24 protein-coding genes are annotated in these 20,749 nt (G+C 63.2%); 10 read left to right on the top strand and 14 right to left on the bottom strand.

Features of this window, described 5'->3' with window-relative positions; translation table 11 throughout:
- Positions 1–41 precede the first annotated feature (41 nt).
- The 5 genes from O7A60_RS08350 to petA all read right to left on the bottom strand — a co-directional run bounded on the left by O7A60_RS08350 (position 42) and on the right by petA (position 4,439).
- Positions 42–587 carry an adenine phosphoribosyltransferase gene (locus tag O7A60_RS08350; protein WP_027143364.1) on the bottom strand — a complete coding sequence of 182 codons (546 nt, stop codon included), beginning with the start codon at positions 585–587 and terminating at the stop codon, positions 42–44.
- A gap of 227 nt (positions 588–814) precedes the next feature.
- On the bottom strand, positions 815–1,510 hold the full coding sequence (locus O7A60_RS08355) for an acid phosphatase (RefSeq protein WP_337105838.1): 696 nt from the start codon (positions 1,508–1,510) through the stop codon (positions 815–817).
- A 150-nt stretch (positions 1,511–1,660) separates the two neighbouring features.
- Positions 1,661–2,533, bottom strand: a complete 873-nt coding sequence (locus tag O7A60_RS08360) for a cytochrome c1 (RefSeq protein ID WP_337105839.1) — start codon at positions 2,531–2,533, stop codon at positions 1,661–1,663.
- A gap of 27 nt (positions 2,534–2,560) precedes the next feature.
- Positions 2,561–3,862: a cytochrome b gene (locus tag O7A60_RS08365; RefSeq protein ID WP_337105840.1), complete on the bottom strand. Its 1,302-nt coding sequence runs from the start codon at positions 3,860–3,862 to the stop codon at positions 2,561–2,563.
- Positions 3,863–3,878: 16 nt separating this feature from the next.
- Entirely contained in the window at positions 3,879–4,439 is a 561-nt protein-coding gene (gene petA, locus O7A60_RS08370; RefSeq protein ID WP_015316073.1) for a ubiquinol-cytochrome c reductase iron-sulfur subunit, read from the bottom strand.
- A gap of 313 nt (positions 4,440–4,752) precedes the next feature.
- Here petA and O7A60_RS08375 point away from each other — a divergent pair, with 313 nt between their 5' ends.
- Together O7A60_RS08375 and O7A60_RS08380 are read left to right on the top strand one after the other, a co-directional pair.
- On the top strand, positions 4,753–5,097 hold the full coding sequence (locus O7A60_RS08375) for a cupin domain-containing protein (RefSeq protein WP_337105841.1): 345 nt from the start codon (positions 4,753–4,755) through the stop codon (positions 5,095–5,097).
- Between the two features lie 83 nt (positions 5,098–5,180).
- Positions 5,181–6,065, top strand: a complete 885-nt coding sequence (locus tag O7A60_RS08380) for an alpha/beta fold hydrolase (protein WP_337105842.1) — start codon at positions 5,181–5,183, stop codon at positions 6,063–6,065.
- On the opposite strand, the gene O7A60_RS08385 is transcribed toward O7A60_RS08380, so the two are convergent.
- From O7A60_RS08385 to O7A60_RS08405, 5 genes are read right to left on the bottom strand one after another with little or no spacing between them, the layout of a single operon-like run.
- Positions 6,046–6,357 (bottom strand): DUF6665 family protein, encoded by a 312-nt coding sequence (locus tag O7A60_RS08385; RefSeq protein WP_337105843.1) that lies wholly within the window; start codon positions 6,355–6,357, stop codon positions 6,046–6,048. The two genes, O7A60_RS08380 and O7A60_RS08385, sit on opposite strands and share 20 nt — an antisense overlap.
- A gap of 1 nt (position 6,358) precedes the next feature.
- Positions 6,359–6,838, bottom strand: coding sequence for a GNAT family N-acetyltransferase (locus tag O7A60_RS08390; RefSeq protein WP_337105844.1), 480 nt, complete (start codon positions 6,836–6,838; stop codon positions 6,359–6,361).
- A gap of 4 nt (positions 6,839–6,842) precedes the next feature.
- On the bottom strand, positions 6,843–8,726 hold the full coding sequence (locus O7A60_RS08395) for an ABC transporter ATP-binding protein (RefSeq protein ID WP_337105845.1): 1,884 nt from the start codon (positions 8,724–8,726) through the stop codon (positions 6,843–6,845).
- Between the two features lie 10 nt (positions 8,727–8,736).
- Positions 8,737–10,623 (bottom strand): ABC transporter ATP-binding protein, encoded by a 1,887-nt coding sequence (locus O7A60_RS08400; protein WP_337105846.1) that lies wholly within the window; start codon positions 10,621–10,623, stop codon positions 8,737–8,739.
- Between the two features lie 29 nt (positions 10,624–10,652).
- A complete protein-coding gene (locus O7A60_RS08405; RefSeq protein ID WP_337105847.1) occupies positions 10,653–11,048 on the bottom strand; it encodes a hypothetical protein in 396 nt (131 codons plus the stop codon).
- Positions 11,049–11,457: 409 nt separating this feature from the next.
- Between O7A60_RS08405 and O7A60_RS08410 the strand changes: the two genes are divergently transcribed.
- A complete protein-coding gene (locus O7A60_RS08410) occupies positions 11,458–11,916 on the top strand; it encodes a tRNA (cytidine(34)-2'-O)-methyltransferase (protein ID WP_337105848.1) in 459 nt (152 codons plus the stop codon).
- Between the two features lie 128 nt (positions 11,917–12,044).
- Positions 12,045–12,515, top strand: coding sequence for a redox-sensitive transcriptional activator SoxR (gene soxR / locus O7A60_RS08415; protein WP_337105849.1), 471 nt, complete (start codon positions 12,045–12,047; stop codon positions 12,513–12,515).
- A gap of 93 nt (positions 12,516–12,608) precedes the next feature.
- Here soxR and O7A60_RS08420 read toward each other — a convergent pair whose 3' ends face one another.
- Positions 12,609–12,866 (bottom strand): hypothetical protein, encoded by a 258-nt coding sequence (locus tag O7A60_RS08420; protein WP_023770299.1) that lies wholly within the window; start codon positions 12,864–12,866, stop codon positions 12,609–12,611.
- 168 nt (positions 12,867–13,034) lie between these two features.
- Between O7A60_RS08420 and hemF the strand changes: the two genes are divergently transcribed.
- The 5 genes from hemF to O7A60_RS08445 all read left to right on the top strand — a co-directional run bounded on the left by hemF (position 13,035) and on the right by O7A60_RS08445 (position 16,810).
- Positions 13,035–13,949, top strand: a complete 915-nt coding sequence (gene hemF, locus O7A60_RS08425) for an oxygen-dependent coproporphyrinogen oxidase (RefSeq protein WP_337105850.1) — start codon at positions 13,035–13,037, stop codon at positions 13,947–13,949.
- A gap of 149 nt (positions 13,950–14,098) precedes the next feature.
- Positions 14,099–14,512, top strand: a complete 414-nt coding sequence (locus O7A60_RS08430) for a DUF1344 domain-containing protein (protein ID WP_337105851.1) — start codon at positions 14,099–14,101, stop codon at positions 14,510–14,512.
- A 214-nt stretch (positions 14,513–14,726) separates the two neighbouring features.
- A complete protein-coding gene (locus O7A60_RS08435) occupies positions 14,727–14,912 on the top strand; it encodes a DUF1059 domain-containing protein (RefSeq protein ID WP_140504895.1) in 186 nt (61 codons plus the stop codon).
- Between the two features lie 245 nt (positions 14,913–15,157).
- Positions 15,158–15,736 carry a hypothetical protein gene (locus O7A60_RS08440; protein ID WP_337105852.1) on the top strand — a complete coding sequence of 193 codons (579 nt, stop codon included), beginning with the start codon at positions 15,158–15,160 and terminating at the stop codon, positions 15,734–15,736.
- Positions 15,737–15,823: 87 nt separating this feature from the next.
- On the top strand, positions 15,824–16,810 hold the full coding sequence (locus O7A60_RS08445; protein ID WP_337105853.1) for a S8 family serine peptidase: 987 nt from the start codon (positions 15,824–15,826) through the stop codon (positions 16,808–16,810).
- A 48-nt stretch (positions 16,811–16,858) separates the two neighbouring features.
- Here O7A60_RS08445 and O7A60_RS08450 read toward each other — a convergent pair whose 3' ends face one another.
- Genes O7A60_RS08450 through O7A60_RS08460 form a run of 3 tightly spaced genes read right to left on the bottom strand, consistent with a single transcriptional unit; the run spans position 16,859 to position 19,379 of the window.
- On the bottom strand, positions 16,859–18,121 hold the full coding sequence (locus O7A60_RS08450; protein WP_337105854.1) for a CCA tRNA nucleotidyltransferase: 1,263 nt from the start codon (positions 18,119–18,121) through the stop codon (positions 16,859–16,861).
- Positions 18,118–18,750, bottom strand: coding sequence for a CoA pyrophosphatase (locus O7A60_RS08455; RefSeq protein ID WP_337106050.1), 633 nt, complete (start codon positions 18,748–18,750; stop codon positions 18,118–18,120). The genes O7A60_RS08450 and O7A60_RS08455 overlap by 4 nt, the downstream gene beginning before the upstream one ends.
- Entirely contained in the window at positions 18,750–19,379 is a 630-nt protein-coding gene (locus O7A60_RS08460) for a DUF1285 domain-containing protein (protein WP_337106051.1), read from the bottom strand. Before O7A60_RS08460 ends, O7A60_RS08455 begins: the two co-directional genes overlap by 1 nt.
- Before the next feature lie 157 nt (positions 19,380–19,536).
- On the opposite strand from O7A60_RS08460, the gene O7A60_RS08465 reads away from it, so the two are divergent.
- Positions 19,537–20,541, top strand: a complete 1,005-nt coding sequence (locus tag O7A60_RS08465; RefSeq protein ID WP_027143386.1) for an AAA family ATPase — start codon at positions 19,537–19,539, stop codon at positions 20,539–20,541.
- Positions 20,542–20,749 lie beyond the last annotated feature (208 nt).

Genomic DNA, 20,749 nt, shown 5'->3' on the forward strand with positions numbered 1-20,749 from the left:
CTTCCTTCTCCCCTTGTGGGAGAAGGAAAAGACTCGACCCCTCAATGCCCCTCGAACCCGATCAGCGTCCGCACCGGCACGCCGAGCGCTTCGAGCTTCGCGCGCCCGCCCAGATCCGGCAGGTCGATGACAAAGCAGGCGGCGAGAATATCCGCCCCGATCTGGCGCAGCAGCTTGACCGCCGCTTCCGCCGTGCCGCCGGTGGCGATCAGATCGTCGACCAGGATCACCTTCTCGCCGGGCGCGACGCCGTCCTTGTGCATTTCCATCTCGTCCAGCCCGTATTCCAGGCTGTAGGCGACGCGCACGGTCTCATAAGGCAGCTTGCCCTTCTTGCGGATCGGTACGAAGCCGGCCGAGAGCTGGTGGGCGACGGCGCCGCCCAGGATGAAGCCGCGCGCTTCGATGCCGGCGATCTTGTCGATCTTCTGCCCGGCATAGGGATGCACCAGCTCGTCGATGGCGCGGCGGAAAGCGCGTGCGTTGCCGAGCAGCGTGGTGATGTCGCGAAACAGGATGCCGGGCCTGGGATAGTCCGGGATGGTTCGGATCGACGCCAGCAGCGTGTCTTCGAGCGAGGATTTCATGAAGCGGCTCCGGATGATCCAGCTGACAGAAGCGAAACGGCGCGGGGGCCGATCGTAACCCGGCGCGGCCGACAACGGCTAGCGCGATGTGACGGTCGAGACAAGCGCATCCGGCAAAGGATTTGGCAGCGATGCCAGGCGATTTCCTTGCCGTGGGCCCAGGCCGTGGCCGACACGAAAAAGGGCGCCCGAAGGCGCCCCGCTCGAACAGAGCCTATCGGCCGGTCTTACATGCCGAGATCGGAACGAAGCTCCGCCCTGGCCACTTCGTACTCGACCTTGAAGTCATCGCGGTTGAGCAAGACCGCGGCGATGACGCTGCCGGAAATCTTGCCCATCTCGACGTCGGACGGATAGTGGATGCCGCCGACGATGCGGTTATGGGCGAACTCGGCCGCGCGCGCCATGATCTGGGCACGCCTTTCCGGAACCATGTCGGACAGGATGATGCCCATCATCGTGCCGACGGTCGCATGGCCCGACGGCCAGGAACCGGAGCTCGACAGCTTCACCACCGGCTTCACGAGGTCGCTGAGCTGGTGCGGACGCGGGCGCTTCCAGACGTCCTTCGCCGGATCGACGACGGCGCCTTCGGTCTCCACCACGCGATCGAAGAAGGCGCTGAATTTCGGCAGCTTGTCCTTGTTGAAATTCGGTCCCATGACGTCGGCGAACCGCCAGACGTTTTCCTCGGCATCGGCGATGGCGCGGGCTTCCATTTCAGGTGTGCGCGTGACTTGCATGGTCAGCACCTCGCCAAACTCGGCCTTGGTCTCGGCCGAATCATTTGCCGGCGGCGGCGGTAGGATCATCGTCAGGTCGACGTCCTTGTTGGTGATGAAGGGCTTTGCGTCTTCGGCGCGGGCCGTGGAACCAACGACGAGCAGCAGCAGGCCTGCCGCTAGCGATGCGTATCTTTTCATGGGCGTGATCCTTTGATGAGAGCGCCGCAGGATCGCGATGTGTGGTGACGGCCATGTGACACCGCCGAGACGTGACGGCGCAATCCACCGCAAAAGCAGAAAAGGGCGCCTCGCGGCGCCCGTTTCTTGAATTTCAGACTGCGGCATCGCTCAATGCGCGACGGCTTCCCACACCTTGCGCTTGGTCATGTAGACCAGGGCGCCGAACAGAAGCAGGAACACCAGCACGCGGAAGCCCATCTTCTTGCGGTCTTCCATGTGCGGCTCGGCCGCCCATGTCAGGAAGGCAGCCACGTCGCGGGAATACTGGTCGATGGTCTGCGGCGAACCGTCGTCATAGGTCACCTGGCCGTCGGAGAGCGGCTTGGGCATCTTCAGCGACACGCCCGACATGAAATACGGGTTGTAGTGCGTGCCTTCCGGGATGACCATTCCGGCCGGGGGCGTCTGGTCGTAGCCGGTCAGCAGCGAATGGATGTAGTCGGGACCACCGGCATCATACTGGGTGAAGATGTCGAAGACGAATTGCGGGAAGCCGCGCTCGACGCCGCGCGCCTTTGCCAGCAGCGACATATCCGGCGGCGCCGCGCCGCCATTGGAGGCAGCGGCGGCTTCCTCATTGGCGAACGGCGCCGGGAAATGATCGGACGGCTTGCCGGGACGGTCGAACATGTCGCCGGCATCGTTGGGGCCGTCGTGGATGGTGTATTCGGCTGACAGCGTCTTGATCTGCGCGTCGCTATAGCCGAGGTCCGACAGCGTGCGGAACGCCACCAGGTTCATCGAATGGCAGGCCGAGCAAACTTCCTTGTAGACCTTCAGGCCGCGCTGCAGCTGCGCCTTGTCATAGGTGCCTAACGGGCCGGTGAAGCTCCAGTTCATTTCCTTCGGCTCGTTGATCGGGAAATGCGTCGGTGCCGCCGCGTTGTGCGCTTCTTCAGCCGCTAACGCCCAAGTGCCTGCTACTCCGGTGCCGGCGGCCACAAGGCCGATCAGCGCCAGCGAGGTGAGAATCTTCTTCATGCCAAATCCCCTTAGATTCTCTACCGCTCAGCCCTTGGTCTCAGGTGCTGCGGTGGCGCCCACCGGATGTCCGCTGCCATCCTTGTTCTTTTCGAGCACCGCCTCGGTGATCGAGTTCGGCAGCCTGCGCGGTGTCTCGATCAGGCCAAGAACCGGCAGGATGATGAGGAAGAAGGCGAAGTAGAACAGCGTCGCCATCTGCGCCATGAACACATAGCTGCCTTCCGCCGGCTGCGAGCCCAGCCAGCCCAGCAGGATGGCATCGGCCACGAACAGCCAAAAGAACAGCTTGTACCAGGGCCGGTAGACCGCCGAGCGCACCTTGGAGGTATCGAGCCACGGCACCAGGAACAGCATGACGATGGCACCGAACATGCACAGCACGCCGCCGAGCTTGGAATTGATCGGCCCGACGTTGAAGGTGATGGCGCGCAGGATCGCGTAGAACGGCAGGAAGTACCATTCCGGAACGATATGGGCCGGGGTCTTCAGCGGGTTGGCGACCGTGTAGTTGTCCGGATGGCCGAGATAGTTCGGCAGGTAGAAGACGAAATAGGCGAAGACGAACAGGAACACGATCATGCCGAACGCGTCCTTGATGGTCGCGTAGGGGGTGAAGGCGACGGTGTCGGTCTTCGACTTGACCTCGATGCCGGTCGGGTTCGACTGGCCGACGACGTGCAGCGCCCAGACATGCAGCACCACGACGCCGGCGATCATGAACGGCAGCAGGTAATGCAGCGCGAAGAAGCGGTTCAGCGTCGGATTGTCGACGGCGAAGCCGCCGAGCAGCAGCTGCTGGATCCAGTCGCCGACCAGCGGAATGGCGCTGAAGAAGCCGGTGATGACGGTGGCGCCCCAGAAGCTCATCTGCCCCCATGGCAGCACATAGCCCATGAAGCCGGTCGCCATCATCAGGAGGTAGATGATGCAGCCGAGGATCCACAGAAGCTCGCGCGGCGCCTTGTAGGAGCCGTAATAGAGACCGCGGAAGATGTGCAGGTAGACGGCGATGAAGAAGAACGAGGCGCCGTTGGCATGCATGTAGCGCAACAGCCATCCCGAATTCACGTCGCGCATGATCTTCTCGACCGAACCGAAGGCGAGATTGGTATCGGCCGTATAGTGCATGGCCAGCACGATGCCGGTCAGGATCTGCGCCACCAGCATGATCGCCAGGATGCCGCCGAAGGTCCACATATAGTTCAGGTTGCGCGGCACCGGATAGGCGATGAAGCTGTCATAGACCATCCTGGGCAGCGGCATGCGGGCGTCGAACCAGCGTTCGATACCGGTCTTCGGCGTATAGGTCGAGTGTCCCTCGCTCATCGAAATATCCCCTGCCTCAACCGATAAGGAGTTTGGTGTCGGAAACGAACTTGAATACCGGAATCGCCATATTCTCCGGCGCCGGGCCTTTGCGGATGCGGCCGGCAGTGTCGTATTGCGAGCCATGGCACGGGCAGAACCAGCCGCCGAAATCGCCTTCCTGGCCGAGCGGAATACAGCCCAGATGGGTGCAGACCTGAACCATCACCATCCAGGCTTCCTTGCCGGGCGTGGTGCGGTTGGCGTCGGTCGCCGGCGCATCGGATGGCAAATTGGCGTTGCGCGCGATCGGATCCTTGAGATCGGACAGGCTGACGGCCTCGCCGTCCTTCATTTCCTTCTCGGTGCGGTTGCGCACCACGACCGGCTTGCCGCGCCACTTGACGATCAGCGAGCTGCCAGGCGTCAGCGAGGAGACATCGACCTCGACCGAAGCGAGCGCCAGTGTCGAGGCGTCGGGGCGCATCTGGTCGATGAACGGCCAGGCGACGGCACCGGCGCCAACCACGGCGGCCATGCCGGTGGCGACGTAGAGAAAATCTCGACGGTTGGGATCGTGGATGTCGGTTGCGCTCACGGGTGCCTGATCCTTTCGCCTCTTCCGCGCCGGTGGCCGAGCCTTGTCCCCGCTCAATCACGCCAACCCGACAGCGCATGGCGAACAGGCTAGCGAATTCCTCCGGCATTTGGACTTCGGTTTATGCGTGAAGCCCGTTTTTGTCCAGACGGGTGAAGGCACAAGGGCAGATTGTCGCGGGGACGAAATACCCTGTCGCCGGGCGGGACGGCCAGGCGCCGCGAAAGGCGGCTAAACAACCGGGAAACAACCGCAAATCCGATGCCTGGCTTCGCCTCGACACGGAGCATCGGCGTGATCTATCCTTGGCCGCATGGCGCATGTCATCGATCGCGAGGAATGGGCTGTTCGTTCCAACCACTGGAAGGGCGAACTGCAATGCGGCGCCTACGGCTCGAACTCCTGCCTGATCTTCAACTACCTGCCCGACGTCGGCGGCGGCCCGCGGCTGCACGCCCATCCCTATGCGGAGATCTTCATCATCCGCCAGGGCAACGCCTTGTTCACGGTCGGCGACCAGGAAATCGAGGCCACCGCTGGTCAGATCGTCATCGTGCCGCCGCACACGCCGCACAAATTCACCAATCTCGGCCCGGGTCCGCTGGAAACGACCGACATCCACGAGAACGGCAGCTTCATAACCGAATGGCTGGAGTAATTCCTGCATAACCCTGGCGGCTTCCCGGTCGGCGCCTAGATCTACGGCATGGGAGCCAACCGGAAAGCCGCCAGGGCCAGGACATGCAAACCTCGACCATCGAAATCGAAGGGCTGAGCATTGCCCTGCGCGAGGCAGGCCCTGCCGGAGCACCGGCTTTCCTCCTGTTGCACGGATGGCCGCAAAGCTCCTACGCCTTCGAGCGGGTGATCGGCCGGTTGGCGGCCGACTACCGGGTCGTCGCCCCTGACCTGCCCTGCATCGGCGGCTCGCAAGGCCTGCCCGGGGCTGGCGACAAGAGAACCCTGGCGAGACTGATGAGAGGCGTCGCAGAGACTTGCGGACTACGCCAGCTTGTGGCCGCCGGCCATGATGTCGGCGGCCAGATCGTGTTTGCCTTGTTGAGAGACCATCCGGACATCCTTTTCGGCGCGGCGATCTTGGATGTCGTCATTCCAGGCGTCGCGCCGTGGGAGAAGGTCATTCGCGATCCGCGGATCTGGCACTTCGCGTTCCATGCCGTCCCGGCCTTGCCGGAAACGCTGGTCAGCGGCCATCAGAGCGCTTATTTCGACTTCTTCTTCAATGTGCTTTCGAAGGATCGAGCCTCGATCCCTGACGACGCCAGGGAAATCTACGCCAAGGCCTATTCAAGGCCGGAAAGCCTCCAGGCGGGGTTCGACTGGTATCGTGCCTTTCCCGAGGATGCCAAGGTCAATGCCGTGCGGCCCGCGAAGCCGATTGCGGTTCCGGTACTGTATCTGAGGGGTGCGGCCGAGTCCGGCGACATCGGCGACTATGTCGATGGCCTGCGCGCAGCCGGGCTCTCAAATGTCGAGGGCGACATCATAGCCGGCAGCGGACACTTCGTTGCCGATGAAAATCCCGAAGCGCTTGCCGCCCGCCTGGCCCGCTTCCACAGGGAAATCAGCGCGGCAAGCTCCAACTCTACATGGCGCCAAGCCTGACCAGCACGGCTTTCGGGATGTTGTATTCGCGGATGACGGCGTCATGCTTGCGAAAGCCGCACAATTCGCGCTGGATGAAATAGCCATGCACCGCGGCGGCCGCCTCCTTGAGCAGACGGGGGCGCAACTCGTCGTCGCCATTGTCGCGCAGCCGGGCCAAGGTTTCTTCCACGCGCTGTCCCGCGCGACCGAGTGCCGCCGCCTTCTCGGCGAGGATTTCATGGCCAAGGGCATCGAAGGCCGCTTCGGCGGCCGACGCGGCGGCAAGATGAGATGGCGGACGCAAGGACATTTCAGTTCCCCTTCCCGAGCACCATGCGGTGGGTGACGAATTCTTCGCCTTCCACGCGCTGAAAACCAAGCCGTTCATAAAAACCGAAGGCCTCCGGCGGCGCGCGGGTATTCAACACGGTGAAATATTGGCCGGCCCGGCCGATCACGGTCTCGACCAGCATGCGGCCAAGGCCGTTGCGGCGGTGGCGCGCACTGACGAACAGGTGCCGGACCCGGCCCTGGTCCCTGCCCTCGAAATAGGGATCGATGTTCAGCCCGCACACGCCGGCGAGTTCCCGGCCATGCCACATCCCGAACAGTCCCTCGCCCCGCTTCAGGAACTTGTTGCGACCGCTTGCCCAGCCATCCCCCAGGCGCACCAGCATCCAGTAGCCTTCCAGCCGGCTCTCTTCCTTCAACGCGTCGAAGGCCGCCACGGTTGGTCGCAAACGCTTGAGGACATAGCCGACCTCTGGGCCGATCTCTGGCGATTCATCCATGCGCCTACTCCGCCGGCCGCGTCTCTTCCAGCACGCTTTCCTCGTGATAGAGGAAGCCGCCGGACTGGCGCTTCCACAGCCGGGCATAGAGCCCGTCGAGCGCCACCAGTTCGTCATGCGTGCCTTGCTCGACGATGCGGCCGCCGTCGAGTACCACGAGGCGATCCAGTGCCGCGATCGTCGACAGCCGGTGCGCGATGGCGATCACGGTCTTGTTCTCCATCAGCCGCGTCAGATTCTCCTGGATCGCCGCCTCGATGTCGGAATCGAGCGCCGACGTCGCCTCGTCGAGAATCAGGATCGGCGCGTCCTTGAGGAAGACGCGGGCGATCGCCACGCGCTGGCGCTGGCCGCCCGACAGTTTGACGCCGCGCTCGCCGACGAAGGCCTCGTAGCCCTGGCGATCCCTGTTGTCGCGCAAGGTCAGGATGAATTCATGGGCCTCGGCCTTCCTGGCCGCCGCGATCACCTGCGCGTCGGTCGCATCGGGCATGCCGAGCTTGATGTTGTCGCGCAGCGACCGATGGAACAGAGCGGTGTCCTGGCTGACGACGCCGATATTGGCGCGCAGCGAATTCTGCGTCACACCGGAGACGTCCTGGCCGTCGATGGTGATCCGGCCGCTTTCGAGATCGTAGAGGCGCAGGATCAGGTTGGCCAGCGTCGTCTTGCCGGCGCCCGATGGCCCGACCAACCCGACCTTCTCGCCCGGCTTGACGACAAGGTCGATGCCGTTCAGCACGCCAAACCCCTTGCCGTAGTGGAATTCGACATTCTTCACGTCGATGCGTCCGCCCGTCACCACCAGCTCTTTCGCGCCCGGTGCGTCGGTCAGGCCGAGCGGCTGCGAGATCAGCGCCTTGGAGTTCTCCAGCACGCCAAGGTTTCGCAAGATACCGTTCATCTGCATCATCAGCCGTCCGAGCAGCATGTTGAGGCGCAGCACCAGCGACAGCGTGAAGGCGACGGCGCCGACGGTGATCGAGCCCTCGACCCAGAGATAGACGGCAAAGCAGCCGATCGCCGTGATCATGATGCCCGACAGCGTCGTCAACGCCATGCGCACGCCGGTCAACCGGCGGGTGAAGGGACGCAATGCGTCGAGATAGATGTCGAAGCCGTTCCTGATGTAGCGGTCGTCTCCGTCGGCCGCGAACAGTTTCAGTGTCTGTACATTGGAATAGGAATCGACGATGCGGCCATTGATCATCGAGCCCGCCTCGGCCGTCGCTTCGGCGTGCTTGCGGATAGCCGGCAAATAGAGCTTGGCCAGAAATCCGAAGGCGGTGATCCAGATCATCACCAGCACCGCGAGCCTGAGGTCGAGCCCCGCGACCAGCGCCAGCGTCGTCACCGTATAGACGATCATGAACCAGACGACCTCGATGAAGCTTTCCATCAGGTCGCCGGTCGCCTGCCCGGCCTGCCAGACTTTCGTCGCGATCCGGCCGGCGAAATCGTTTTGGAAGAAGGCATAGGACTGGCGCGAGACATGCCGGTGCGCCTGCCAGCGCACCAGATTGTAGAAGCCGGGCGTGATCGTCTGTTCGTCGACCAGCGCCGACAGCCCGACGACCACGGTGCGGATGACCAGCACCACCGCGACCATGAACATAAGTTCGGGGCCGGCGGCGGTCCACAGCGCGTGCCAGCTCCGCTCGCCGGGCAACTGGTCGAGAATATCGACCAGCCGTCCGACGAAATAGAACAGGCCGGCCTCGACCAGCGGCGCGATGCCGCCGATGACCAGCATGGCGAAGAAGGCGAACTTCGCCTGCCCGACATAGTGCCGGAGGAAGCCGGCGACGCTGGCCGGTGGCCGAAGATTCGCCGGCTCCCTGAACGGGTAGACCCAGGTCTCGAACCAGCGGTAGACGGCTGTCATCATGCGGCGGCCATCATTCTGCGGCTTGTCCCTTTACAACTGCGTCGTTGGCGGCGTCGACCGGGCCGTCTTCGAGCAGGAACCCACCCGACTGGCGCTGCCAGAGCTGCGCGTAGAGCCCGCCTCCGGCGATCAGTTCCTCGTGCGAACCCTCCTCGATGACGCGGCCCTGGTCCATCACGACGAGCCTGTCCATCGCCGCGATGGTCGACAGCCGGTGCGCGATGGCGATGACGGTCTTGCCCTGCATAAGCCTGTAGAGATTCTCCTGGATGGCGGCTTCCGCCTCGGAATCGAGCGCCGACGTCGCCTCGTCAAGGATAAGTATGGGCGCGTCCTTCAACATAACGCGAGCAATGGCGATGCGTTGCCGCTGGCCGCCGGACAGTTTGACCCCACGGTCGCCGACATAGGCATCGAAGCCCTGGCGGCCGCTATGGTCCGAAAGCGCCGATATGAAATCCAGCGCCTCTGCCCGCCGCGCCGCCTCGACAAGCATGTCGTCGCTGGCATCGGGCCGGCCATAAAGGATGTTCTCGCGCACCGAACGATGCAGCAGCGAGGTGTCCTGTGTGACCATGCCGATCTGGGCGCGCAGCGAATCCTGCTTCACGCCGGCGATCTCCTGGCCGTCGATCAGGATCCGGCCGGACTCCAGATCGTAGAAGCGCAAGAGGAGATTGACCAGCGTCGACTTGCCGGCGCCCGAGCGTCCGACAATGCCGACCTTTTCGCCCGGCTTCACCGTCAGCGACAGGTTTTCGATGACGCCCTTCTGCTTGCCGTAGTGGAAGCGGATGTCCTCGAAGCGGATATCGCCTTTGGAAATGCTGATCTCCTTGGCATTCGCCCTGTCCTCGACGAGGCGCGGCAGCGAGATGGAGGCAATGCCGTCCTGCACCGTGCCGATATTCTCGAACAGGCCCGACATTTCCCACATGATCCACTGCGACATGCCCCACATCCGGAGCACCAGGCCGATGACCACTGCAACCGCGCCAATCGTCACCGCTTGCCCCATCCACAGCCACAGCGAGATGGCGGTGACCGAGAACAGCAGCAGCGCGTTCAGTATGTAGAGCGAGCCGAACAGCACCGTCACCAGCCGCATCGACCGGTAGACCGTGTCGAGGAAGCCCATCATGCCTTCCCTGGCGAAGGCGGCCTCGCGGCGCGAATGGGAAAACAGCTTGACCGTCTGGATGTTGGTGTAGCTGTCGACGACGCGGCCGGTCATGGTCGAGCGCGCATTGGCCTGCTCCTCGCCGACCTTGCCCAGGCGCGGGATGAAAAAGCGCAGCAACAGGATGTAGCCGACCAGCCAGACGCCGAGCGGCGCCGCCAGCCGCCAGTCGGCCGAACCGACGATCAACAGCATGCCGAGGAAATAGACGATGACGTAATTCAGGACGTCGATCACCTTGATGACGCATTCGCGCACGGCGAGCGCGGTCTGCATCAGCTTGGTGGCGATGCGGCCGGCGAATTCGTCCTGATAGAAGCTCATCGATTGCTTGAGCAGGTAGCGATGCACCTGCCAACGGATGCGCATGGGATAATTGCCCATCAGCGTCTGCTGGTTGAGCAGCGAATGCAGCCAAACCGTGCCGGGCAGCGCAAACAAGACGATGAAGGCCATGCCAGCGAGCTTCCAGCCCTCCGTCTGCAGGAAAGTCTCGCGGTTCTGCCCCGACAGCCAGTCGACGATGCGGCCGAGGAAGCCGAACATCCACACTTCCGCGATGGCGATGGCCGCCACCAGCACCGCATCGACAAGGATATAGGGCCATGCCCCGCGCGTATAATGCAGGCAGAAGGCAACCAGCGTCTTGGGCGGCTCGACCGGTTCCGCGGCCGGGAACGGATCGAGCCTTCTTTCAAACCAGCTAAACAACAACATAGGCATGCCTGTAAAAATCTGTTTTCCGCTTACGCGGCTTGGCGACGTACAAAATCCTCGGACCGCATGGCGTCTAGGGCCGACGCTCCGGAATCATCCGGAGCGTCGGCCCTGCTTCGCGCTATATAGGGGTTCGCCGGCTTTTCGCCGACAGGCACCTTTGTCGATCCTGACGGCACGGTGCCACCAGTCCGGTTCTTCGCGCCCGGCCGGATCAGCCGGACGATCCGGCGCACCAGCGACGGCCGGCTCGGGTCGGGAACCGCGTGCGAGAAATCGACATCCGGCAGCATGCCGCGATGCGGACGCCGGCGCACTTCGGCATGAACCGCCGACGAATAGGTCTCGCCGATCAGCAGCGCCCAGGTCGGCAGCCGGTGGACATGCAGGCTCCTCGAGCCCGGTATTCTGTAGGGATCGAACATCGGTCCGTCCTCCGTGTGAAAATAGAGATGAAAAGGATGATCGACATCGTGCCGCGGGATCGGCGGCGGATCAGTCGGGACGCGTTGGGACGGGGCCATCGGCCCCTTCGGCAGCTTAAAAAACATCGCAGGATTCCTTCGAAGACCAGGGTATGGTTTCGGCGGAAATCGGTGCGGAAGTGTCTAAAAGATCAGGAGAAACGTCGTACCGAAACCGCCAGGGCGCAAGTAAGCCCACGGGTGGGGCGCTGGATGTGCATGGCCATCATGAATTACCCCTCCATCGGTTTGGGTTGACAATGCTGGTCGTATACTCGACTTCGCAGAAAATGGCCACCCGCAGGTCCAGGAATTTCCAAAACCGCGAAGCAGCTGTGGCCGATCTGCCACTTATTAGAAGGACGCGAAAGTGAACCGTGGTCTCCGCATCGCGCTCTACCAGCCTGACATCGCCGGCAATACCGGGACAATCCTGCGCTTCGCCGCGTGTCTCGGGCTTGGCGTCGACATCATCGAGCCGGCCGGCTTTCCGCTCTCCGACAAAGCGCTCAAGCGCGCCGGCATGGACTACCTCGAAATGGCTGCCCTGACCCGGCATGTCGACTGGCACGCGTTCGAGGAGTGGCGCAAGGCGCGCGCGGATCGGCTGGTGCTGCTGTCGACCAAGGCTACGACCCCCTACACCGACTTCAGCTTCACCGACCGCGACATCCTCCTGTTTGGCCGCGAATCCGCGGGCGTGCCGGATCCAATCCATCAGGCGGCGGATGTTCGGCTGACCATCCCGATGCGGCCCACCGCGCGCAGCCTCAACGTCGCCCTTTCCGTGGCCATGGTGGCGGGCGAAGCCATCCGGCAGCTCGGCTAGGGGACCGGCGGCAGCGCGGTCCGCGGTGATTTTTGCCCAGGCGCACATCCGCCTTCTCCTTCGTTTGCACATCCAGGCTTTCTTGGCTACAAGCTCAACTTAACTTGAGGTCAAGCGGAAATTGCGAGATGGCATCAGCGTTGGAATTGACGGTCGGCCAGGTGGCTGCGCGCAGCGGTGTGGCGGTGTCGGCGCTGCATTTCTATGAAGCCCGCGGGCTGATCCGCAGCCACCGCACGTCAGGCAACCAGCGCCGCTACGGCCGCGACGTGCTGCGCCGGGTGGCGATCATCAAGGTGGCGCAGGAGGTCGGCATCTCGCTGGCCGAGATCGGTGAGGCATTGGCATCCCTGCCCGAGGGCCGGACGCCGACACGCGACGACTGGAACCTTTTGTCGACAGCCTGGCGCGACGGGCTCGATCACAAGATCGCCCAGTTGAAGAAACTGCGCGACGGGCTGACCGACTGCATTGGCTGCGGCTGTATGTCGATCGACAAATGTCCGCTGCGCAATAAGGAGGATCGGCTGGCCCGGGAGGGAACTGGCGCGCGGCGGCTGGTTCTTCCTTCTTCCCGTGCACGGGAAGAAGGTGCCTGAAGGCGGCTGAGGGGCAGCGCCAGCACTCGAAGGTTCGCGCCGCCCCTCACCTGCCTACCGGCATCCTCTCCCCGCAAACGGGGCGAGGAAATCCTAATCCGCCGCCGGCAAGCGCCTGATAGTAAACTCGATCAAATCCCCCGGGCGCTCGAACCAGCTTTCGATCTCGGTCCAGTAGGCCTGCTTGGGGAAGCGTTCGAACCATTCCTTGGCCTTGAGGCGGGCATCCGAGCGCGGCAGGACGAAGGTCTCGCGCAGGAAACCGTCGCGCGGCATGCGCGCGCGCTCGGCCCGGCTTTGGTCGAGCCTTTTCTTCAGTCCATCCAGCGGCGGTCTTGCCGGGGTGCGCACGAAACAACTCCTTGCACCTGGCGCATGACCCCGAAATCGGAATCGAGGTTCGGAAAGGATCATGCGCGAAACCAAAGTGACTTGACCCTGTCCCTTAAGAGATTAGGGATCGCGCCCGGAAAAGACGAGTCTTTTGTCGACTCACCGCCCCGCAACCGGAGACGGCACTTGGAACGACCTGAAATACCGGCGGGGCTGCCCGCCGACATCGAAGAAAAGAAGATGAAGGCCCGGCTTTGGTTCGAGGCGCTACGCGAGCGCATCTGCGCCACCTTCGAGCAGATCGAGCAGGATCTCGGCGGGCCGCTGGCTTCGTGGTCGCCGGGCCGTTTCGAAAAAACGCCGTGGGAGCGCGATCAAGGCACGGGCGGCGGCGGCACCATGTCGATGATGCATGGCCGTGTCTTCGAGAAGGTCGGCGTCCACACTTCGACCGTTTATGGCGAGTTCTCGCCCGAATTCAGGAAGCAGATGCCTGGCGCCGAGGAAGACCCGCGTTTCTGGGCATCGGGCATTTCGCTGATCGCGCACCCGTGGAACCCGAACGTTCCGGCCGTGCACATGAACACGCGCATGGTCGTCACATCCAGGCATTGGTTCGGCGGCGGCGCCGACCTGACGCCGGTGCTCGACCGCCGCCGCACGCAGGACGATCCCGACACAATAGCCTTCCACCGTGCCATGCAGTTTGCTTGCGAGAAGAACGCCGGCGTCGCCGACTATCCGAACTTCAAGGCCTGGTGCGACGAGTACTTCTTCCTGCCGCACCGCAACGAGCCGCGCGGCACTGGTGGCATCTTCTTCGACTGGCTGCATTCGGCGGAGGAGAAGGGCGGCTGGAACGTCGATTTCAATTTCGTCCAGGATGTCGGACGTTCGTTCCTCGTCGTCTACTGCCATTTGGTGCGCGCCAACTTCAACGAGAACTGGACCGATGGCGACCGCGACGAACAGCTCATCCGCCGCGGCCGCTATGTCGAATTCAACCTTCTTCATGATCGTGGCACCATCTTCGGGCTGAAGACCGGCGGCAATGTCGCCTCGATCCTGTCCAGCCTGCCGCCGGAGGCGCGCTGGCCGTAACAAGATGGTGAGCGCGACGTGAAGCCGCATTGATGTCCCATTTGTCGAAAATGGGCGCGGAATGTGACGCCAGGAATATCTTTTTCGTCTAATATCCGTCTGAAAAAATTGGGTTATTTGTCGCATTTGGGTCGGGAAGCGCCGGTGGTTTGCCTGAGGGCAATTCCAGGAAATGCAACCGCTTTCCCTTCGGAATTGCGTCGGAACAAGGCGGGCCGCGACTCGACGCGACCGGACGGCCCAAAGACGATGCGGATCATCTTCGTGAAAAAGGATGCCCGCTCTTCCAGGAGTATATCAGCATGAGAAAGATCATTGTTTCCGCTGCCGCCGCCGCTCTTCTTGCTTCCGGTTCGGTGGCGTTCGCCGCCGTCAAGCATACCACCGGAACGGTCAAGACCTTCGATACGGCGTCCAAGAGCCTGGTTCTCGACAATGGATCGTCTTTTACGCTTCCCGAGACTTTCAAGGATCCTGGCCTGAAGGTCGGCGAGAAGGTCAGAATTACGTGGGACATGAGCGGCAAGAACAAGGTTGCCGAGGCAGTCAAGATCGTGAAGTGATGGCCTGCCCGCAGGGCTAGCGTAAAGAGGGCGGAGCAGCGCTGCTCCGCCTTTTCACCGTTGACCGCAACCAATACCACCCCATCTGTGTTATGGTCTTCACCCTGCCCGTTGTCCGGTTCCGAGGCCGCACAGCGGGCCAAGAAGATGCGGAGCTCCGGCCTGTCCCTAGAGGGCAGTCGATCCGGCTCCATGGAGGAAGAGGAGAAATCCCATGAAGCAGTTCCACTGCGGATCGCTGGTTCCCGGCTGCGACTGGCACACCCGTGCCGACGAGGAGGCCGAGATCATGCGCCGTGCCGTCGAGCATATGCGCGAAACGCATGGCGAGACGATCATCCGCGAGACGATGATCGAGGCTATCCGCTCCCGAATTGAGAAGGCCCGCGACGCGGCGTAGGGCGCAGCGGGGGCTGTCGGTATCAACAAAGGAACCGCGGTGGCGCTCGGGTAATGCGCGTCGCATCGCTTTCTTTCGACGCATGGCCTGCGCCTCGAAAAATCATATTTGTTCCAGCTAAAATAAACCGTGCGGTAACCGAACCCGTGCGATCGTCAGACTGATATCCAGACTACAGGGGCTGCCAGAGAAGCCCGTCGCCGTCAGGCACTGGTCCGGAATCGGTGGGGCGAGGTGTTTCGCGGATGCGCGAAAAGTTTGGCAATCGTGCGAGTTTGTGCGCAACGGCGCTCCTGCCGTGGGCGCTCCTCGGCACGCCACCGGCGGTTGCCCAGGAATTGACGACATCGCTCATCGACATCCACCAGGGCTCGCCGCTCAGCGACAAGGCGAGAGGCCTGGGTGACGGCGGGTATGAGTTGCAGACCGGAAGCCGGATATCGTTCAACCAGTGGTACCAGACAGACTGGGTCGACATGCATGTGGACCTGATAACGCAGATCACGCAGGACACCGGTATTCTTTGGGGGGTTGGCACCGGGGAACAAGGCGAGAAGTATCGGATCGAGCCCAGCCTCAAGCTTGGTTTCCTCACACAGTTGCATCCGAGTGCGAACAGCATACTGTCCCTGTCGTTCACCACGACCTTCGGCGGTAAGCTCACCGAAAAGCCCTGCCAGGCCGATTATGGCGATCTGGGCACCTACAGCGTCAATTGCCGGCTCGCCGCCGGCGAGATGGCGCCCGAGGAAACCTTGAAATATCTGGTTAACGCTAAACCGGAGAGCCAGCATCTCTGGCTGAATTACCGTGTTACTTTCTGATCGCGAGGGGCCGGGCACGAGATGTGGCGTAGCCGCCGGAGATTCGCGGTCGTCCGTCCTAGCTTCCGTTTGAACCGGGGTAAGATCATGTCAAATGCGCGTTGGAAGTTCGGTGTCGCCACGGCCTTCGCCCTTCTGCCGGCCTCCATGGCGGCGGCTCAAGAAGCTGGCGGTCCGGATCCGCTATCCACGCTCTGCCGGGGCGGTCAGTCGAACGCTTCCATATGCCTGAGCGCAACCTTGCCGGCGGCCACATCGCAGACTTTGCAGGGCTGGATGAGCCCGGATGTCGGAGCCGCATGGCGTGCCGGTTACAAGGGCCAAGGCGTCACCATCACGATCGTCGACGATTTCTCCAGCACATCGAAGTTCAGCGGCAATTTCGGTATCGGCACGCAGACCCAGCGCCACGGCGAATGGACCCGCGAAGAAGCCAGCATGGTTGCGCCCTTGGCAACCATAAGGTCGAAAGACTTTTCCACCAGCTCATCGGTCGCGCTGTCGCCGGGCCTGAACGTGCTCAATCTGAGCTATGGCATGTACACCAATGCGGGTTACAGCCCCAGCCAGATCGGATGGAGCGCCGAGGAAGCCTCCATCATCTCCTATGCCACCAAGGGAACGGCCGTGGTTTCGAAGGCCGCGGGCAACGACGCGGTTGCCGTGGGCGGCGTCACCAGCGGCCAGCAAGACTATCTCGACCTCGCCCTGGTCGGAAAGGCATCCGCGATTTTCGTCGGCGCGCTCAACAGCAACGGCACGACGTCGAACAAGGCCAGCATGGCCTGGTACTCCAACATCGCCGGCTCCAACCAGGCTGTGCAGAGCCATTTCCTGGTCGTGGGTGTCACCGGGGACAAGACCGGCCTTTACGGCACCTCTTTCGCCGCGCCGATCGTTGCCGGCTACGCTGCCATCGTGGGCAGCAAGTTCACCAAGGCAACGCCGACCCAGATCACCAACCAGTTGCTGAATACGGCCCGCACCGACACGCTGGCCAACTATAGCGCCTCCGTCTATGGCAAGGGCGAGGCAAGCCTTTCGCGTGCCCTCGCTCCGCTGTCGATCAGGTAGCGGCACGGAACCGCAGGGTGGCACCGGCAGAGACCCAGCGGTTCTGGCCTACGTTTCAAGGGCCTCCGCGGCGCGTTCGAGCAGCGTGTCGCGATCAGGCGCAAATCCCGCTTCGATCCATTCCGCCTCGATGTTTTTCAGGATTTCACCGAGCTTCGGCCCTGGCGTTGCGCCGAGCGCGGTCAGATCGGCCCCACGCAGCGGAAATTCGGGCCTTTCCCATTTGAGCGCAAAGGCAAGCAGGCGCGAAAAGCCGCCCGCTTGAAGCAATGCATTATTGTCCTCGATAGCGCGCACCCGCGCCGCGGCAAGCGCAAGCCGCAAGCGATCGACAAACCCTTGCCGGTCGCCGCGATAGAGTTTTTTCGCCAGTTCGCCCTCGGTCGTCTTCGGCTCGATGGCCGTGGAGAGCGCCCAGTGGAGCATGCGGTCGGCTTCGGCGGTCGAGAACCTGAGCCTCTCGGCCAGCGTCTTCATGCGCGCCGCATCCGGCGGCACGATTGCCTCCAGCCGCAGCATCGGATCCACCGCCCAGCTCAGGTCCTTCTCGGCCTTGGTCAACCCGTGGATCGCGTCGATGCCCCATTTCTCGCTTTCCGACAGCGCGGCGGTCAGGACACCGGCCTGCCGCATCCAGAGCAGCGCCCGCGAAGGATCGGGCGCCGACAAGAGCTTCTTCAGTTCGGACCAGATGCGTTCCGCCGAGAGTTGGCCGAGGCCCTCCTTCAGCCGGGCGCAGGCCTTCAGTCCCTCGGCGTCCGGCCGGCCATCGCCATACCAGGCAAAGAAACGGAAGAAGCGCAGGATGCGCAGATAATCCTCGCGGATGCGGGCCTCCGGATCGCCGATGAAGCGCAGCCGGCGCGCCTCGATGTCGGCAATGCCGCCGACAAGGTCGACAACCCGTCCGTCGGCCTCCGCGTAGAGCGCGTTGATGGTGAAATCGCGCCGCTCGGCGTCGAGCTTCCAGTCGCGTCCGAACGACACCTTGGCGCGGCGGCCATCGGTCTCCACATCGGCGCGCAAGGTGGTGATTTCGTAGGGTTTGCCGCCGGCGACCACCGTGATGGTGCCGTGCTCGATACCGGTCGGCACCGCCTTGAAGCCTTCCGCCACGGCGCGACGAATGGTTTCCTGCGGCAGGCAAGAGGTGGCGATGTCGATGTCGGTGACAGGCTGGCCCATCAGCACGTTGCGCACGGCGCCGCCGGCGATGCGTGCCTCTTCACCGCCTTCGGTAAGCACGCCCAGCAGGCGCTGCAAATGCTTGTCGGAGAGCCAGTCGGCCCTGCCCGCGATCGAAACACTCACGCATAGAGCCTTTCATGGAGCGTACGGATGATACCGGCGGTGACGCCCCAGATACGCCGGTCGCCATAGGGCATGTCGTAGAAGAACCATTCGAGATCGTTCCACATGCGGCTGTCGCGCTTGTGATTGGCGGTGTCCATCAGGAAGCGCAGCGGCACTTCGAAGGCGGCATCGACCTCGTCGACGTTCAAAGCCAATTGGAAACCCGGCCGCACGATGCCGAGCACCGGCGCGATGCGATAGCCGCTGCCGGCGACGTAATCGGGCATGCGGCCGATGATCTCGATGCGATCCGGGGCAAGGCCGATCTCCTCGAAGGTCTCGCGCAGCGCCGCCGCCTCCGGGCTCGCGTCGGCCGCATCGATCGTGCCGCCCGGGAAAGCCACTTGGCCGGAATGGTTGCGCAGCTTCTCGGCCCGTTTGGTCAGGAGAACCGTCGCCTCGCCGTCATGGTCGACCACCGGGATCAGCACCGCCGCGTTGCGGAGCGGCTTGCCTGGGTTGAGGCGCGGGTGGCCGGGATTGAAGCGGTGATCGCCATAGTCGTCGCCGGCATGCGCGTCCGGCTGCGCGGCGAAGCGCGCGCGAAAATCCGCCGATGAGAACGGTGCCGGCGACACCTGGTCCATCATGCGCTCAACCGCTCCAACTGATCCGCCGGCATGATCGGAAACACGGCGTTCTTCGAGCGCACCGAAAACATCGTCCTGCCGTCGACCTCGATCTCCTCGCCGTGCCCGACCAGTTCGTACATGACCGGCCGCGCCACCAGCGCCTCCAGCCTGCCGCGCACCAGCAGATAGGGCTTCAAGCCGCCGGTCTCGTTCTCGTCGACGAAGCGCAGCGGCCGCTCCGGTCCGGCCTCGACCACGTCGCCGACATTGGTGCGGAAGGTGATGACCTGATCCTCGCCTTCGCCCGAAACATCCATCTCGACGGCGATGAAAGGCGCATCGGCGACGCGGATGCCGACCTTTTCCACCGGCGTCACCAGATAGGTCCTGCCGTCGGCGTCCTTGCGCAGCACGGAGGAGAAAAGCTGTACCAGCGGCATGCGGCCGATCGGCGTGCCCAGGTAGAACCAGGTGCCGTCGGCCTTGATCTCCATGTCGAGATCGCCGCAAAAGTCGGGATTCCAGCGCTCGACCGGCGCCGCGCCCTTGCCGGCACGGGCCGCGCGCGAGATCAGCGCCTCGAGGCCTCGAGCCTCGGTGGCCTGCGTAAGGCTTTGTTGGCGATGTTCGTGGTGTTCCGTCATCGTCACGAAATAGTCACTGTTGTTCCGCTTGTCAGCCTAAGTCTGTGATTTAAGTTCAACCATAGGCGCTCCGCGAGGCCGAATCGCGGCGGTCTATGGTATGGTGCGGACCAGTATTTCCAAACCATGGCATTCCAACCAAAGGGATCGATGCGGCATGAGCGTGATGGTCAAGGAAAGCCCGATCAGCGAAACGGACATGATCGCCGAGGCCGAGAAGGCGCTTGCCGACATCTCCAGGATCCGCGACGGGGTTGGCCGGGTGATCTTCGGCCAGGAAAACGTCGTCGAGCGCACGCTGGTGGCGCTGCTGGCCGGCGGACATGCGCTGCTGGTCGGCGTGCCGGGCCTGGCCAAGACCAAGCTGGTCGAGACGCTGGGCGTCGTGCTCGGGCTTGATTCACGCCGCATCCAGTTCACGCCGGACCTGATGCCATCCGACATCCTCGGCTCCGAGGTCATGGAGCAGGACGAAACCGGCAAGCGCTCCTTCCGCTTCATCTCCGGCCCGATCTTTGCCCAGCTGCTGATGGCCGACGAGATCAACCGCGCCTCGCCGCGCACGCAGTCGGCGCTGCTGCAGGCGATGCAGGAATATCACGTCACCATTGCCGGCGCGCGCTACGATCTGCCCTCGCCCTTCCATGTGCTGGCGACGCAGAACCCGCTGGAGCAGGAAGGCACCTACCCGCTGCCCGAAGCCCAGCTCGACCGCTTCCTGATGCAGGTCGACATCCTCTACCCCGAAATCGAGGCCGAGCGCCGCATCCTTCTGGAAACCACCGGCGTCGAGGACGCGAAAGCCCAGAACGTGCTGCAACCGGCACGGCTGAAGGAGATCCAGACGCTGATCCGCCGCATGCCGGTGCCCGAAAGCGTCGTTGAGGCGATCCTCACCCTGGTGCGTTCGGCGCGTCCGGGCCAGGGCAATGCCGACACCGACAAGCATGTCGCCTGGGGCCCGGGTCCGCGCGCCAGCCAGGCGCTGATGCTGTGCACCAGGGCACGCGCGCTCTACGACGGACGGCTGGCGCCCTCGGTCGACGATGTCAGGGCACTGGCCGAGCCAGTGCTGCAGCACCGCATGGCGCTGACCTTCGCCGCCCGTGCCGAGGGCACCAGCGTGCGCGACGTCGTGGCGAAACTCGTGAAAGGCGTTTAGGGTCGGGACCCGCTAATATGATCGAAATGGCGCCTGTAATGGCAAAAAGATGCGAGGAGAATCGCGAAGGTCGGGGTCTTTCCCCCGGCCAAGCGGTTCGACGACGCAGCTTGCAGCCATTTCGGCGTCCGGAGGATGTGGTCCATCTGCCCGCCTACTTTGTCGCGAAGGACTTGAAAGCCGAATGGCTTCCTGCGCCTTCGCTCCG

The sequence above is a fragment of the Mesorhizobium salmacidum (SeqCode) genome (assembly GCF_037179605.1).
Taxonomy (GTDB): domain Bacteria; phylum Pseudomonadota; class Alphaproteobacteria; order Rhizobiales; family Rhizobiaceae; genus Mesorhizobium; species Mesorhizobium salmacidum.

Coding starts and splice junctions, on each gene's coding strand:
- O7A60_RS08350 (WP_027143364.1), bottom strand. CDS start 587: ATGAAATCCTCGCTCGAAGACACGCTGCTGGCGTCGATCCGAACCATC.
- O7A60_RS08355 (WP_337105838.1), bottom strand. CDS start 1,510: ATGAAAAGATACGCATCGCTAGCGGCAGGCCTGCTGCTGCTCGTCGTT.
- O7A60_RS08360 (WP_337105839.1), bottom strand. CDS start 2,533: ATGAAGAAGATTCTCACCTCGCTGGCGCTGATCGGCCTTGTGGCCGCC.
- O7A60_RS08365 (WP_337105840.1), bottom strand. CDS start 3,862: ATGAGCGAGGGACACTCGACCTATACGCCGAAGACCGGTATCGAACGC.
- O7A60_RS08375 (WP_337105841.1), top strand. CDS start 4,753: ATGGCGCATGTCATCGATCGCGAGGAATGGGCTGTTCGTTCCAACCAC.
- O7A60_RS08380 (WP_337105842.1), top strand. CDS start 5,181: ATGCAAACCTCGACCATCGAAATCGAAGGGCTGAGCATTGCCCTGCGC.
- O7A60_RS08385 (WP_337105843.1), bottom strand. CDS start 6,357: ATGTCCTTGCGTCCGCCATCTCATCTTGCCGCCGCGTCGGCCGCCGAA.
- O7A60_RS08390 (WP_337105844.1), bottom strand. CDS start 6,838: ATGGATGAATCGCCAGAGATCGGCCCAGAGGTCGGCTATGTCCTCAAG.
- O7A60_RS08395 (WP_337105845.1), bottom strand. CDS start 8,726: ATGATGACAGCCGTCTACCGCTGGTTCGAGACCTGGGTCTACCCGTTC.
- O7A60_RS08400 (WP_337105846.1), bottom strand. CDS start 10,623: ATGTTGTTGTTTAGCTGGTTTGAAAGAAGGCTCGATCCGTTCCCGGCC.
- O7A60_RS08405 (WP_337105847.1), bottom strand. CDS start 11,048: ATGTTCGATCCCTACAGAATACCGGGCTCGAGGAGCCTGCATGTCCAC.
- soxR (WP_337105849.1), top strand. CDS start 12,045: ATGGCATCAGCGTTGGAATTGACGGTCGGCCAGGTGGCTGCGCGCAGC.
- O7A60_RS08435 (WP_140504895.1), top strand. CDS start 14,727: ATGAAGCAGTTCCACTGCGGATCGCTGGTTCCCGGCTGCGACTGGCAC.
- O7A60_RS08440 (WP_337105852.1), top strand. CDS start 15,158: ATGCGCGAAAAGTTTGGCAATCGTGCGAGTTTGTGCGCAACGGCGCTC.
- O7A60_RS08445 (WP_337105853.1), top strand. CDS start 15,824: ATGTCAAATGCGCGTTGGAAGTTCGGTGTCGCCACGGCCTTCGCCCTT.
- O7A60_RS08455 (WP_337106050.1), bottom strand. CDS start 18,750: ATGGACCAGGTGTCGCCGGCACCGTTCTCATCGGCGGATTTTCGCGCG.
- O7A60_RS08460 (WP_337106051.1), bottom strand. CDS start 19,379: ATGACGGAACACCACGAACATCGCCAACAAAGCCTTACGCAGGCCACC.
- O7A60_RS08465 (WP_027143386.1), top strand. CDS start 19,537: ATGAGCGTGATGGTCAAGGAAAGCCCGATCAGCGAAACGGACATGATC.